Source organism: Pseudomonas sp. GW823-FHT02C05 (assembly GCF_058797595.1).
This window is the reverse complement of sequence record NZ_JBXAJU010000005.1, coordinates 60,761-72,898: the sequence shown is the minus strand read 5'-3', so window position 1 is coordinate 72,898 and position 12,138 is coordinate 60,761. Positions and strand designations below refer to the sequence as shown.

Sequence of the window (12,138 nt, the reverse complement as noted above, 5' to 3'; positions counted from 1 at the left end):
GCCACCCAGGCGGGCTTGGTTGTAGCCGCTGCCTAACGGCGCGCGGCACGCCCTTTGAGATCTGTGCCGATGGTCAACAAGAACCCACACACTCCCTCTGCGCTTCCACAGTGGCCCGAAGCCGCGCAAACCCTGATGGCCCTGATGCATGCACAGGGCGAAGTGGCCCGCCTGACCGAACGCGAGCAGCTGTTCAGCTCGCTGCTGGTCAGTGTCAACGCGGTGCTCTGGGCCTTCGACTGGGACAGCCGCCAGGTGCTGTACGTCAGCCCGGCCTATGAACGGATCTTCGGTCGCCCCGCAGGCCTGCTCCTGGCGGACTGCAATCAATGGCGCGACAGCATCTACCCCGATGACCTGGAGTACGCCGAGCGCAGCCTGGCCCAGGTCCTGGAAAAGGGCGCGGTGGAAGATCGCGAGTACCGCATCATCGATGCCCAGGGCCAGGTGCGCTGGCTCAGCGACAAATGCTTCATCAACCGCAATGCCGAGCCCGGGCAACGCCTGATCGTGGTCGGCATCGCCGAAGACATCACCGAAAAGAAGCAGCTGGAAACCGAGTTGCAACGCCTGGCCACCACCGACGTGCTGACCCAGAGCAGCAACCGTCGGCACTTCTTCGAATGCGCCAACCGCGAGTTCGAGCAGGCGCGCCTGCAAGGCTCGTCCCTGGCCTTCCTGCTGCTGGATATCGATGACTTCAAAGTGATCAACGACACCTACGGCCACCCCGAAGGCGACATCGTCCTGCAGCGCATCGCCGAAAGCGGGCGCGCGGCCCTGCGTCGCGGCGACCTGTTCGGGCGGATCGGTGGCGAGGAGTTCGCCGCGGTTTTTCCCGGCTGCACCGCGGACATGGCGCGCCAGGTGGCCGAGCGCCTGCAACGGGAGATCCAGCGCCAGAATTTCAGCCACCAGGGCCAGACGTTCACCATCACCGTGAGCCAGGGCCTGACCGGCCTGCTGGCGGAAGACGAAAGCCTGGACAACCTGTTCGCCCGCGCCGACAGCGCCATGTACGAAGCCAAGCGCCAGGGCAAGAACCGCATCATCACCGGATAAACCCGCGACCACTCGCCCGTAGGAGCTGGCTGGCCCGCAAGGCTTGCACAAGACTCCAAGGCCTCTTCGCCGGCCAGCCGGCTCCTACAGTGGTTCAGCCCTTGCGCAGGCGGGTCAATTCCGGCAGCCCGACCTTCAGCAGCCGCGCGGTCTTGCAGCGCGCGATCTCTTCCACCCCTTCGTGCTCGGTCAGCCGCGCCAGCTGCGCCGCCAGGTTCATCACCAGTGCCTCGCGGGAATACACCCCACCGCCCAACTGGTAGATCGAGGCAATCAGTTCCCGCAGTTCAAGGGGCATGCGCCAGCGGGTCCGCAGCGCCGAGCCGTAGGCCGCGCCAAAGCGCTCCAGGGCATCGCCGATTTCTTCCTGGTCGTCCAGCTCGCCGCCGGCCTGTTTCCACTCCTGCAAGCAACGCAGCAACGCCAGATCGCCCAGGCGATGCAGTAGCCCGGCGCAGTAGCAGCGCTCCTGGTCCAAGTCCAGCAGGCGCGCCAGGGTCCGGCCGTATTCCGCGGTATGCAGGGACAGCTCCCAATAGCGCTCGGCATAGTCGGCCAGGGCCGGATCGCTCAGGCGCGCGCTGCGCTTGAGGGTCAGGCCGAGGATCAGGTTCATGCTCTGCCCGGTGCCCAGCCGATGCAGGGCCTGGGACAGGGTCTGCACGCCGTCGCCATGGTGCTGCGCGGCGCTGTTGGCTGCAGCGATCAGCACCGCGGTGACCTGGGGATCGGTGCGGATCTCTTCCTCCAGCACCTTGAGGTCCAGGCCTTCGGGGTTGAGGCTGCGCTTGACCGCCAGTTGCACATCGGTGAGCAGCGGCGCGCCGTCGGCCACATCGCGTCGGCGTTCGAGAAAGGGCCACAGGGTCATGCCCGGCGCCAGGGCCGGCACCTCGCAGGAGACTTCCTGGCCGGCGTCCAGCAGCAGGCCCTGCAGGCGCTGGGTCAGCCCTTCCATGTTCAGGGGCTTGGTCAGGTAGGCAGTGGGCGCCAGGGGCAAGGCCTCGCGCACGCTGGCGCTGTCGCTACGCACGCTCAGCAGGATGAACGGCTGCACCGGGTTGCGCTTGCGCTGGCGCACCGCGCGCAGCAGCGACAGGCCATCGATGCCCGGCAGCTCCCAATCGGCAATGATCAGGTCATAGGGTTTGGCGCTCAGCAGGTCCATGGCCTCCTGACCGTCGGCACACAAGTCCAGACGCGCATCACAGCGCACGTTCAACAGCACTTGCTTGAGCAAATCACGAGACCAGGGATCAGCCTCGGCAATCAGCACGCGAGGTACAGCGGGTAAATCAACAGCGGTCATGCAGCACGCTCCCTAGGCAATCCCTTGCACCTTAGTCAATGCGCGGGCTTCCATACAACGCAAATCCCCCTGGAGCCGCCTGAGGGCGAAAAAAAACCCGCCGAAGCGGGTTTTTCTGTCGATCAGGTCACAGCGTCATCAGAGTTCAGCGAAGCACTCTTCGATGATGGCCAGGCCTTTGTCCAGCTGGGCATCCGGCGAGGTCAGCGGTACCAGAACCCGCAGAACGTTGCCGTAGGTGCCGCAGGACAGCAGGATCAGCCCCTTGTCGCGAGCCTTGGCCACGACCTGGGCCACGGCAGCGGCGTTCGGCTTGTGGCTGTCGCCATTCTCGAACAGTTCCACCGCGATCATCGCGCCCAGGGCACGCACTTCACCGATCACCGGGTACTTGGCCTGGATGGCCTTGAGGCCGGTCACCAGGCGCTCGCCAACAGCCTTGCAGCGATCCAGCAGGTGCTCTTCCTCGAACACTTCCATCACCGCCAGGGCCGCCGCACAAGCGATCGGGCTACCGGCGTAGGTGCCGCCCAGGCCGCCTGGAGCGATGGCGTCCATGTACTCGGCCTTGCCGCAGACACCGGCCAGCGGGAAGCCGCCGGCGATGGACTTGGCGAAGGTGGTCAGGTCGGCGGTAACGCCCATCTGTTCCATGGCGAAGAAGGTGCCGGTACGGCCAGCGCCGGTCTGCACTTCGTCAGCGATCAGCAGGATGCCGTGCTGGTCGCACAGGGCGCGCAGGCGCTTCATGAACTCTTTGGGCGCGACGTAGAAGCCGCCTTCGCCCTGTACCGGCTCGATGATGATCGCAGCGATATCACGGGGCTCGGCGTCGTTCTTGAAGATGCGCTCGATGCTGGCGATGGAGTCGTCGATGCTCACGCCGTGCAGTTCATTCGGGTACAGCGCGCGGAAGATGCCGCCTGGCATCAGGCCCATGCCAGCCGAGTACGGCACGACCTTGCCGGTCAGGCCCAGGGTCATCATGGTGCGGCCGTGGTAGGCGCCGGTGAAGGCGATCACGCCGGCGCGGCCAGTGGCGGCACGGGCAATCTTCACGGCGTTCTCGACGGCTTCGGAACCGGTGGTCACCAGCAGGGTTTTCTTGGCGAAATCACCTGGCACCTTGGCGTTGATTTTCTCGCACAGCTCCACGTAAGGCTCGTAGGCCAGGACCTGGAAGCAGGTGTGGGTCAGCTTGTTCAGTTGCTCGGTCACCGCGGCGATGATCTTCGGGTGCACGTGACCGGTGTTCAGTACCGCGATACCGCCGGCGAAGTCGATGAACTCGCGGCCTTCAACGTCGGTGACGGTGGCGTTCTTCGCGCTGTCGGCGAAGATCGGGTGAATCTGGCCAACACCGCGCGGTACAGCGGCTTCACGGCGTTTCATCAAAGATGCGTTGGTCTTGCTCATAGTGTCCTCATTCACCGCTGCGGCAGCGGTGTGATTCAAGGGTTGCGGGGCGGGGAAGCGCCTGCGACAGCATGCGATGATCGACTGTCGGAGCGGTCCCGGGCCACCTTGAAAAGTGCGTTTTTTAAAGCTGCGCAGGGGGACAGCGCTCTCGTGCCCCCGGCGCTTGAAACCGGATCAGATACCCAGGCAGAGGTATTTGATTTCCAGGTAATCCTCGATCCCGTACTTGGAACCTTCACGGCCCAGGCCCGAGGCCTTGATGCCGCCGAACGGCGCCACTTCGTTGGAGATCAGGCCGGTGTTGACCCCGACCATGCCGTATTCCAGGGCCTCGGCCACACGGAACACACGGCCCAGGTCGCGGGCATAGAAGTACGAGGCCAGGCCGAACTCGGTGTCGTTGGACATGGCGATGACTTCGGCTTCGTCTTTGAAGCGGAACAGCGGCGCCAGTGGGCCAAAGGTTTCTTCCTTGGCCACGGCTGCATCCTTGGGCACGTTGACCAGGATGGTCGGCTCGAAGAAGTTGCCTTCCATGGACTTGCCGCCGGCCAGCAGGGTCGCGCCTTTTTTCAGGGCGTCGGCGATGTGTTCCTGGACCTTGGCCACGGCTTTTTCGTCGATCAGCGGGCCAGTGGTGGTGCCTTCTTCCAGGCCGTTGCCGATCTTCAGCTTGGCCACTGCTGCCTTCAATTTCTCGGCGAAGGCGTCGTAGACCGAATCCTGGATGTACAGGCGGTTGGCGCAGACGCAGGTCTGGCCGTTGTTGCGGTACTTGGAGATGATCGCGCCTTCGACGGCCTTATCCAGGTCGGCGTCGTCGAACACGATGAACGGCGCGTTGCCGCCCAGCTCCAGGGAGACTTTCTTGATGTCCTTGGCGCATTCGGCCATCAGCTGGCGACCGATCTCGGTGGAGCCGGTGAACGACAGCTTGCGCACGATCGGGTTGCTGGTGAGCTCGCCGCCGATGTCGCCGGCGCTGCCGGTGACCACGCTCAGCACGCCTTTCGGGATGCCGGCACGGTGCGCCAGTTCCACCAGGGCCAGGGCCGAGAACGGGGTTTGCGAAGCGGGCTTGATGACCATGGTGCAACCGGCGGCCAGGGCCGGGCCGGCTTTACGGGTGATCATCGCCGCCGGGAAGTTCCACGGGGTGATGGCCGCGGTCACGCCGATCGGCTGCTTGATCACGATCAGGCGCTTGTCGGGCTGGTGGCCGGGAATCACGTCGCCGTAGATGCGCTTGGCTTCTTCGGCGAACCATTCGATGAAGGAGGCGGCGTAGGCGATTTCGCCCTTGGCTTCGGCCAGCGGCTTGCCCTGCTCCAGGGTCATCAGGCGACCCAGGTCGTCCTGGTTCTCGATCAGCAATTCATACCAGCGGCGCAGCTTGGTGGCGCGCTCCTTGGCGGTCAGGGCACGCCAGGCCGGCAGGGCCTTGTCGGCGGCCTCGATGGCGCGGCGGGTTTCGGCAGCGCCCATCTTTGGCACGGTACCGAGGATTTCACCGGTAGCGGGGTTGTTGACCTTGATCGTCTGGCCGTTGTCCGCGTCGACCCAAGCTCCATCGATGAAGGCTTGTTGGCGGAACAACTGGGCGTCTTTGAGCTGCATGTCGGCTTCCTTAACAGCACCGCGCATACGCGGGGCGAATTGTGATTGTAGAAAGGCGCCAGGTCAGGAGGAGAGCGCCGGGGCGCTGTCACCAGCCCGTGGCCAGGCTGCCGTCAGGAAAATCGTTCACTGGGTAAAAGCACGAAAAAGTCGCACACAAGAATAGACGTGCGTTTGGGCACCCAGGCAAGAGCGTTTGAAATCTCAAACGAATCCTAGGGTCAACGGGGGTAAAGGACAATAGGCTGTTCGAAAAAAAGAACGTAAAGGCGCCTAGCGGTAAAAAATCCGCTTCAACCTCCCATGCCGCCGGGCAAAAGACAACGCCCCCGCAGCCTATGGCAGGCGGCGGGGGCGCTGGCATGGCGCCTGGGGAACGGTCAGCTACTGAACGACTTGAGCACCGTCAACAGGCTGGTGAGGTTGTCGGCCACACCGCCCTGGGCGACTTTCTCGGTGGCCGACGCACCGGCGGTGGTGTCGACGCTGTAGATCTGCATCACGCCCTGGTTGGTGGCCGCCTGGGCCAGGGTGTTTTGCTGCTGCTGCGCCGAAACCGAGTTCTGGAACAGGATGGCCACGGACTGGCCCATGGACTGGTAGATGGTGCCCATCGACATGGCTGGCGCTTCGGCGACGACCTTGACGTTGGTCTGGGTGACGGCATCGGTGATTTGCGGACTGACTGTGCTCATAAAAACTCCATTTTTTCAGCAGGTAGGTTCAACGGAAAATCAGGCTTTCAGCCATCAGCTCTGAAAGGACTTGAGAACCGTCAACAGGCTGGTGAGGTTGTCGGAGACCCCGCCCTGGGCGACTTTTTCGGTGGCCGCCGCCCCGGCGGTAGTGTCGACGCTGTAGATCTGCATCACGCCCTGGTTGGTGGCCGCCTGGGCCAGGGTGTTTTGCTGCTGCTGCGCCGAGACCGAGTTCTGGAACAGGATCGCGGTGGCCTGGGCCATGGATTGGTAGATGGTGCCCATCGCCATGGCCGGCGCTTCGGCGACGACCTTGACGTTGGTCTGGGTGACGGCATCGGTGATTTGTTCGTTTACAAGTGGCATGGCTCAACTTCCTTTGTTAGGCACACGGAGCATTCCGTGTCATTGAGTGAACGTGGCAGCCCTGATGCTGTGAAGCGGGGCTTGAACGGCCTTGCGGTTATTTCAGGGGGCCCTTATTGCCCACCGCCGGCGGTCAGTTGCTTGAGGGTGTCTTCGACTTTCTGCGACAGCCCGGCCATCCGCGCCTCGACCGCGGCTTTCACCTCCTGCTGGACCAGGGCGTTGATCATTGCCTTGAGCTGCGGATCGTCCACCGGGAAGCTGGCCGGGGACAGTGCCGGCGCCAGCGCCGCCGCGGCGGCTGCAGCGGCGGCGGTCGTCACCAGGCCGGCCCCGGGGGGCGATACCGACAACGGCTCCTCGGACTCGGCGGCCGCCAGCAATTGGCGCAGCACCAGCTCCCGCGCCTGGGGATCGGCCTTGCCCGCGGCGGCGGAACCGGCCAGTTGATCGATGATCTGCCGGGTGCGCAGCCCATCGGACTGCATCAGCTCCGTGGCCCGCTGCCGCGCCTGATCGACGCTCTGTTGCGCGGCCCTGGACATGTCCAGCGGCTTGTCCTGGGCAAATGCCTCCAGTACCTGGCGCTCGACCTGGGTCAACGGGCGTTTCAGATACTTCTCGGCAAAGCCGAATATCGTCGCCATCGGGGTCTGCTCTTCATTCGCCATTGCATGCTCCTTACTCAATGAATGACGTTGAAGGGCTGGGCACCGGGTCCGTCGAACTTCAACGCCAGGGGAAAAGCCTGTGTCGCGGTCATGCTCCTGGCCGTGCAGGCCCCGGGCACCTGGCGCGCCCGGGGCGCTTGCTCAGGAGGACGGTGTGCGATTGGCCAGGGTGCTGCTGTACTTGGCGATGCTCTGGTCGATCTTGTCGATGGCCACGCCGGCCGCGTCGGCCTCCATGGCTCCGGCAGCCGCCGCCACCGCAGCCGCCGCGCCCACCAGCAGATCGGTGACCAACGCGCCCAGGGCATCCTCGGCAGCCCCCTTGACGTTCTCTTTGACGATGTTCTCGGTCATCTGCTTGAGCAGCACCGCCTGGGCCGCCAGGGCCAGCTTGCTGACCCCGTCGAAATACCCCGCCGCCGACTGCGCCACCAGGCCGGCGGCCTGGCTGATCATCATGTCCGGCGCTGCTGCGATCTGCGCCGGGGCATAGCTGAAGGTCTGGGCATTGCTGAACTGCACCGCCTGGACAATCTGGCTGTTCAGGGCATCGGTGCTGTCGCTGCTGGGCGTGCCGGCCTGCTTAAGCAGGTGCGCGTTCATCGTCTGCATCATCGAGGGCTGCGCCGGGCCTGCAGGCGATGGCGCAGGATCGGGCGCCGGCGCGCTGGCCGTCGAGGCGGCGTCACCGGCCATCGCCGAGGGTGCCTCAGGCTCGGCGGCTACTGCAGCGGCGCCAGGGTCGGCCGCCGCGCCGGCGCTTTCATCGGCCGCGGCTGCGGGTGGGGTTTTCTTCTTGAACCAGGCCATGACGATTCTCCCAGGCGATCAGCCCTACTCGCCAATCGCCATGATCAGCGCCACGGCCTTGGACACCACCGCATTGGAGATCTGGTTGAGCGCCTGCTGGCTGTTGACCGCGTTCTGTAGCGACAGGCCGGCCGAGTGGCTGGCCACCTGGTACAGCGAGGCGATGGCCTGGGCCGGAGCCTCGGCCACGACCTTGACGTTGGTCTGGGTGACGGCATCGGTGATCTGCGAGTTGACCATTGGATCGGGCATACATCTCTCCTTAGATGGAATGGCCCACCGCAGAAGGCGGCGGCACCGGCTACAGCATCGAAAACAGGCTCACTGAACAGGAACGCCCGAGCGAGCCGGCTGTGAAACCTCAGGCCGCATCAACGCAACTGCGCCCGCAACAGCTGCACATACTTGCGCGCCAAGGGCTGGTTCATGCCCAGCTCGGCGGCGATGTGGGGATAGGGCAGGTCGTCGACAAACTTTAGTTCAAACAGGCGGCGCTTCTTCGGCGGCAGTTGCGCCACCCGTCGACTGAGCAGGGCCAGGGTCTCCAGCAATTCCACCTGGTCGAGCACCGACATCTGCGGGGCCTCCAGCTGCTGCAGCGGGTCATCCTCGAGCCCGGCGAAATCCACAAACAGGCGCTGCTCCCGGGCCTGCCGGCGGCAGCTGTCGACAAACACATGATCGAGCACCAGGAACAGAAAGCCCTGGGGGTCGCGAATCCGCTCCGGCGAGCGACGAAAGAACAGCAGCGCCTTGATCGCCGTGGCCGCCAGCCACTCTTGGGCACCATCGGCGTTGCCCCGCGCCAACTGCCGGGCGCGGCGCTGCAAACCGGGCAATACCGCCCTCCAGCTGGCTTCGAACAGTTGGTCCGGCAGGCCGCCCGGCATGGAACAGTTCATCTCCTGCACCTCCCTGTGCCCCGTGATTGCACGGTTCTGGCTGCAGGTTGCGCGCAGGTACGAAGAAGCTTCAGCAGGAAAAACTGCCACTACGGCCCAGGTTTCCGGGGGTTGCGACGGACAAGCACCAGCCGATGAAAACCGGCGTGGACGCCCCGAGTCGACATAGGTATGATGTCGCCCGCACTGCACTCGTAGCTCAGCTGGATAGAGTACTGCCCTCCGAAGGCAGGGGTCGTGGGTTCGAATCCCGCCGAGTGCGCCATCTTCAGCGAAAAAGCCCCAGGTCTTACGGCCTGGGGCTTTTTTGTTGATCCGCGATGCAAAACGGCGCGATGCCCGGACGGCACCCCGCACACATGACGGCCCCGGGCTGTCCTGGCGAGGCGCAACTTGCTACATTCGCCGCCCCCGGACAGGAGGTCCCGATGCTGCGCCATCCCCTGCACAATCAACCCTTCGAGCCCCAGATACGCGACTGGGTCACCTGGTTCATGGGCTATGACATGCCCCCGGCCCTGGATGCCGAACTGAACCGCTACAACCCCAATGACCCGGACGACCGCGAATACCTGGTCCGCCACTACGGCCTGATGCGCCACGGTTCCCGGGAAAATTTCCGGCATCGACAGCGGCTGGTGGAGGTGCTGCAAGCGGCCCTGGATGACCCGGACTACGACTTCGAACAGATCTGGGAGCCCATCGAGGACGACTACGAATACGATCAGTGGCCCAGCAACTGGCCAGGGGTGATCGACAACAGCCGGGACCTTTTCCAGCGCCTGCTGAACGCGGCACGGGAGCGCTGGCAGGAAGACCTGGTCCGCGCGCAATTGCCTTCGCTGGCAGAGTGCCGGGCAATCCCGCACCGTGAGCGTTTCGGCGGGGATTGGCTGTTCGGCATCGACAACCCTGAAGCCTGGCGGGCCGAGTTCGATGTGACCGCCACGCCCTATGACCTGGAGACCCAGGGCCCGCAGTTCCAGGGCGAGCAACTGAGCCTGCACCTGAGCGGTGAACTGCCGCGCTTGTCTGTGCCTGCCAGCTGGCCGGTGATCGAGGCGGCGACCCACTGCAGTTTCGTGCTCAAGGTCCAGGGCATCAGCGAACTGGCGGTCAGCGGCACGCGCTTCGACGGGCGCATGCGCACCCAGCTCACTCGCCTGGGCCCCGGTTATCACCTGCGCCTGGAAATCGGCTTCGATTGCGTGATCGAATGCGTGGCGTTATCTGTGAGCATCGCCGACGTCAAGGGAACACCCGATGAAAAGCAACTTTGAAGTGGCTCTGGAGCGCGAGGAAGTGCTGCAGTTCTTTCGCGGCCAGGGCCAGTACCTGACCCGGGACGGCGATTGGGACGAGCACCTGTACTGCATCAATTGGCCGGGGATCTTCGCCTACCTGCGGGACAACGCCGACGGCGCACAGCAACTAAGTGCCAGCTTCGAGCGCTACGCGTACAGCGTCGAGGAAAGCATTGAGGACTGTTTCGGCCTGCGGGAAAACCTGTTCTGCTACTACTCGACCCGAGCCCGCTGGGCGCCCGAGAGTGTCGACCTGCTGGGGCAATTGCCGGAGCCCTGCCGGCGGCGGATCGTGCAGCGCCTGAGCTGGTATCGCTGGCAAGTGGAAAACCACGCCCGGCTGCTGCCGGAACGGGCTCGGCGCATGACCGCGGACGGTGCCTGCGCCGAGTTCATCGAGTTGCCCGCCACCCCCTACGCCTGAGCGCTGGGGCTGCCAGGGTCACTCCTCCTCGACGGCGTCGGAGTGCGGGGCCGCCTGATCGTCTTCGTCGTCGGCCTGCTGATCGAGGTCCTCGCCCTCTTCAAGGCCAAAGTCCTTGCGGCTTTCCTTGATGGCCTGGCGCAGCTCCGCGCCCTTGATCGGGCAGTTCAACATTGCAGCAATACGGTCGATGCGGGGTGCCATGACCGGCCTCTCACTTTCTGGAAACTGGGCAGATAGTGCGCGTTTTCCGCTGCGACAGCCAACCCCCGCACCTTATTGACGACGCAAGGCTTGCAGGCGCGCGTCCAGATCCTCCTGTGGATAAGTTTCCTGCAGCTGGAGCAGCAGCTCGGCCGCCGCGCGGTTCTGGCCCTCGTCCCATAGACGCAGCACTGTCTGCAGTTGCTCATTCAATCGCTTGATCGCCCGGGGCGCGGCCGGCGCCGACATGCGCTTGGCCAGCTTGCTCGACTCGGCCCTGGGCTTGGCCATCGCAGGTGGCGCTGCATCAGCGGACGCTTCCATCTCCGGCGCCGCGGCAAAACTGCCGACAGGGGCCGCCGGAGCGATGGGCGAAGGGGCAGCCGGCTCAGGGACGCTCAAGGCCCCGGCCAGCTCGGCGGAACGTGGCGCCGCCTGGCGCGCCATGGGCGCAGCTGGGGCTGGAGCGGGCGCAGGGACAAAGGCCTGCTCTTGTGGATAGTGCTCCGGGGAGGGCCGCAGCAAGCCAATGACCAGGGCCACGCCAAACAGGCTGGCAAAGGCCAGTTGATAGCGCGGCCGCTGGCAGGCGCGCATCCAGCGCTGCCAGAGGCTCGGCCTGGGCGCCGGGGCTTCGCGGCGGGCAGTGGCCAGGATCAGGGCATCCAGATGGGCCGGTGGTTCCTGGGCGCTGTGTTGGCGGATATGCGCCAGCATCTGCTCTTCGAGGGTTGGGGTCTGTCGGGCGTCAGTCATGTGAGTACCTCCTCGGCCAGGAGCCGACGCAATTTTTTCAACGCATAGCGGAAACGGCTTTTCACCGTTTCCAGGGGAGCCTGGGTCAGGCTGGCGATTTCTGGCAGTTCCAGGTCGCCGTGGGCCCGCAGCAAGAACACCTCACGCTGGTCTTCGGGCAGGTCCTGCAGGGCGGCTTCGATACGCTGCTGGTCGCGGCACAGGCTCAGTTGCTGCTCGGGGCCGGGGGCATGGTCGGCTTCACCGTGCAGTTGTTCGTCATAGCTGTCGTGCAACGGGTTGCGCTGGCCGTGCTTGCGCCAGTGGTCGATCAAGCGGTTGCGGGCAATCTGGTACAACCAGGTCCGGAAGCTGGCCCGGCCCTGGGGCTGGCTGGTGCTGCGGATCAGGCTGAGCCAGGTTTCCTGGTAGACCTCATCCGCCAGCTCGGCCTTGCCACACAAGCTCAGCACAAAGCGATACAAGCCCTGGCGATGGCGCTGGTAAAGCACCTCGAAGGCCGCGGGGTCTCCGGCACGGTAACGCGCCAGCAGCGTTTCATCGCTGCTGGCGTCGCTGGTGGATTGGGCAGCAGACATAGGGCGGTTGAACTCCTG

General features: G+C 64.7%; 15 protein-coding genes and 1 tRNA gene. 4 read left to right on the top strand and 12 right to left on the bottom strand.

What is annotated here, in order from left to right; all coding sequences use genetic code 11:
- Positions 1 to 69 precede the first annotated feature (69 nt).
- Entirely contained in the window at positions 70 to 1,062 is a 993-nt protein-coding gene (locus AC1RGE_RS25530; RefSeq protein WP_011058568.1) for a GGDEF domain-containing protein, read from the top strand.
- A 94-nt stretch (positions 1,063 to 1,156) separates the two neighbouring features.
- Here AC1RGE_RS25530 and AC1RGE_RS25525 read toward each other — a convergent pair whose 3' ends face one another.
- From AC1RGE_RS25525 to AC1RGE_RS25485, 9 genes are all read right to left on the bottom strand, one after another.
- Positions 1,157 to 2,371, bottom strand: a complete 1,215-nt coding sequence (locus tag AC1RGE_RS25525) for a response regulator (protein WP_011058567.1) — start codon at positions 2,369 to 2,371, stop codon at positions 1,157 to 1,159.
- A 138-nt stretch (positions 2,372 to 2,509) separates the two neighbouring features.
- The gene (gabT, locus tag AC1RGE_RS25520; RefSeq protein ID WP_011058566.1) at positions 2,510 to 3,787 is read right to left on the bottom strand and encodes a 4-aminobutyrate--2-oxoglutarate transaminase; all 1,278 of its coding nucleotides are present in this window, start codon (positions 3,785 to 3,787) and stop codon (positions 2,510 to 2,512) included.
- A gap of 177 nt (positions 3,788 to 3,964) precedes the next feature.
- Positions 3,965 to 5,407, bottom strand: coding sequence for an NADP-dependent succinate-semialdehyde dehydrogenase (gene gabD / locus AC1RGE_RS25515; protein WP_011058565.1), 1,443 nt, complete (start codon positions 5,405 to 5,407; stop codon positions 3,965 to 3,967).
- Positions 5,408 to 5,787: 380 nt separating this feature from the next.
- On the bottom strand, positions 5,788 to 6,102 hold the full coding sequence (locus AC1RGE_RS25510; protein WP_011058564.1) for a RebB family R body protein: 315 nt from the start codon (positions 6,100 to 6,102) through the stop codon (positions 5,788 to 5,790).
- 54 nt (positions 6,103 to 6,156) lie between these two features.
- Positions 6,157 to 6,471, bottom strand: a complete 315-nt coding sequence (locus tag AC1RGE_RS25505) for a RebB family R body protein (RefSeq protein ID WP_011058563.1) — start codon at positions 6,469 to 6,471, stop codon at positions 6,157 to 6,159.
- Between the two features lie 113 nt (positions 6,472 to 6,584).
- A complete protein-coding gene (locus AC1RGE_RS25500) occupies positions 6,585 to 7,142 on the bottom strand; it encodes a hypothetical protein (RefSeq protein WP_492585220.1) in 558 nt (185 codons plus the stop codon).
- 141 nt (positions 7,143 to 7,283) lie between these two features.
- Complete coding sequence (locus tag AC1RGE_RS25495) at positions 7,284 to 7,952, bottom strand: hypothetical protein (protein ID WP_011058561.1); 669 nt, start codon at positions 7,950 to 7,952, stop codon at positions 7,284 to 7,286.
- A 24-nt stretch (positions 7,953 to 7,976) separates the two neighbouring features.
- Positions 7,977 to 8,204, bottom strand: a complete 228-nt coding sequence (locus AC1RGE_RS25490; RefSeq protein ID WP_011058560.1) for a RebB family R body protein — start codon at positions 8,202 to 8,204, stop codon at positions 7,977 to 7,979.
- 119 nt (positions 8,205 to 8,323) lie between these two features.
- Entirely contained in the window at positions 8,324 to 8,854 is a 531-nt protein-coding gene (locus AC1RGE_RS25485; RefSeq protein ID WP_492585218.1) for an RNA polymerase sigma factor, read from the bottom strand.
- A 188-nt stretch (positions 8,855 to 9,042) separates the two neighbouring features.
- Here AC1RGE_RS25485 and AC1RGE_RS25480 point away from each other — a divergent pair.
- From AC1RGE_RS25480 to AC1RGE_RS25470, 3 genes are all read left to right on the top strand, one after another.
- Positions 9,043 to 9,119 (top strand) — tRNA-Arg (locus tag AC1RGE_RS25480).
- A 163-nt stretch (positions 9,120 to 9,282) separates the two neighbouring features.
- A complete protein-coding gene (locus AC1RGE_RS25475) occupies positions 9,283 to 10,134 on the top strand; it encodes a hypothetical protein (protein WP_015633705.1) in 852 nt (283 codons plus the stop codon).
- Complete coding sequence (locus AC1RGE_RS25470; RefSeq protein WP_011058557.1) at positions 10,118 to 10,582, top strand: hypothetical protein; 465 nt, start codon at positions 10,118 to 10,120, stop codon at positions 10,580 to 10,582. Before AC1RGE_RS25475 ends, AC1RGE_RS25470 begins: the two co-directional genes overlap by 17 nt.
- A gap of 18 nt (positions 10,583 to 10,600) precedes the next feature.
- On the opposite strand, the gene AC1RGE_RS25465 is transcribed toward AC1RGE_RS25470, so the two are convergent.
- The 3 genes from AC1RGE_RS25465 to AC1RGE_RS25455 form a co-directional block, all read right to left on the bottom strand.
- On the bottom strand, positions 10,601 to 10,786 hold the full coding sequence (locus tag AC1RGE_RS25465) for a hypothetical protein (RefSeq protein ID WP_011058556.1): 186 nt from the start codon (positions 10,784 to 10,786) through the stop codon (positions 10,601 to 10,603).
- Between the two features lie 72 nt (positions 10,787 to 10,858).
- Positions 10,859 to 11,542, bottom strand: coding sequence for a hypothetical protein (locus tag AC1RGE_RS25460; protein ID WP_492585216.1), 684 nt, complete (start codon positions 11,540 to 11,542; stop codon positions 10,859 to 10,861).
- On the bottom strand, positions 11,539 to 12,120 hold the full coding sequence (locus AC1RGE_RS25455) for an RNA polymerase sigma factor (protein WP_072443730.1): 582 nt from the start codon (positions 12,118 to 12,120) through the stop codon (positions 11,539 to 11,541). The genes AC1RGE_RS25460 and AC1RGE_RS25455 overlap by 4 nt, the downstream gene beginning before the upstream one ends.
- Positions 12,121 to 12,138: the final 18 nt, after the last annotated feature.

Coding starts and splice junctions, on each gene's coding strand:
- gabT (WP_011058566.1), bottom strand. CDS start 3,787: ATGAGCAAGACCAACGCATCTTTGATGAAACGCCGTGAAGCCGCTGTA.
- AC1RGE_RS25525 (WP_011058567.1), bottom strand. CDS start 2,371: ATGACCGCTGTTGATTTACCCGCTGTACCTCGCGTGCTGATTGCCGAG.
- AC1RGE_RS25505 (WP_011058563.1), bottom strand. CDS start 6,471: ATGCCACTTGTAAACGAACAAATCACCGATGCCGTCACCCAGACCAAC.
- AC1RGE_RS25530 (WP_011058568.1), top strand. CDS start 70: ATGGTCAACAAGAACCCACACACTCCCTCTGCGCTTCCACAGTGGCCC.
- AC1RGE_RS25460 (WP_492585216.1), bottom strand. CDS start 11,542: ATGACTGACGCCCGACAGACCCCAACCCTCGAAGAGCAGATGCTGGCG.
- AC1RGE_RS25510 (WP_011058564.1), bottom strand. CDS start 6,102: ATGAGCACAGTCAGTCCGCAAATCACCGATGCCGTCACCCAGACCAAC.
- AC1RGE_RS25500 (WP_492585220.1), bottom strand. CDS start 7,142: ATGGCGAATGAAGAGCAGACCCCGATGGCGACGATATTCGGCTTTGCC.
- AC1RGE_RS25470 (WP_011058557.1), top strand. CDS start 10,118: ATGAAAAGCAACTTTGAAGTGGCTCTGGAGCGCGAGGAAGTGCTGCAG.
- AC1RGE_RS25485 (WP_492585218.1), bottom strand. CDS start 8,854: ATGAACTGTTCCATGCCGGGCGGCCTGCCGGACCAACTGTTCGAAGCC.
- AC1RGE_RS25455 (WP_072443730.1), bottom strand. CDS start 12,120: ATGTCTGCTGCCCAATCCACCAGCGACGCCAGCAGCGATGAAACGCTG.
- gabD (WP_011058565.1), bottom strand. CDS start 5,407: ATGCAGCTCAAAGACGCCCAGTTGTTCCGCCAACAAGCCTTCATCGAT.
- AC1RGE_RS25465 (WP_011058556.1), bottom strand. CDS start 10,786: ATGGCACCCCGCATCGACCGTATTGCTGCAATGTTGAACTGCCCGATC.
- AC1RGE_RS25495 (WP_011058561.1), bottom strand. CDS start 7,952: ATGGCCTGGTTCAAGAAGAAAACCCCACCCGCAGCCGCGGCCGATGAA.
- AC1RGE_RS25490 (WP_011058560.1), bottom strand. CDS start 8,204: ATGCCCGATCCAATGGTCAACTCGCAGATCACCGATGCCGTCACCCAG.
- AC1RGE_RS25475 (WP_015633705.1), top strand. CDS start 9,283: ATGCTGCGCCATCCCCTGCACAATCAACCCTTCGAGCCCCAGATACGC.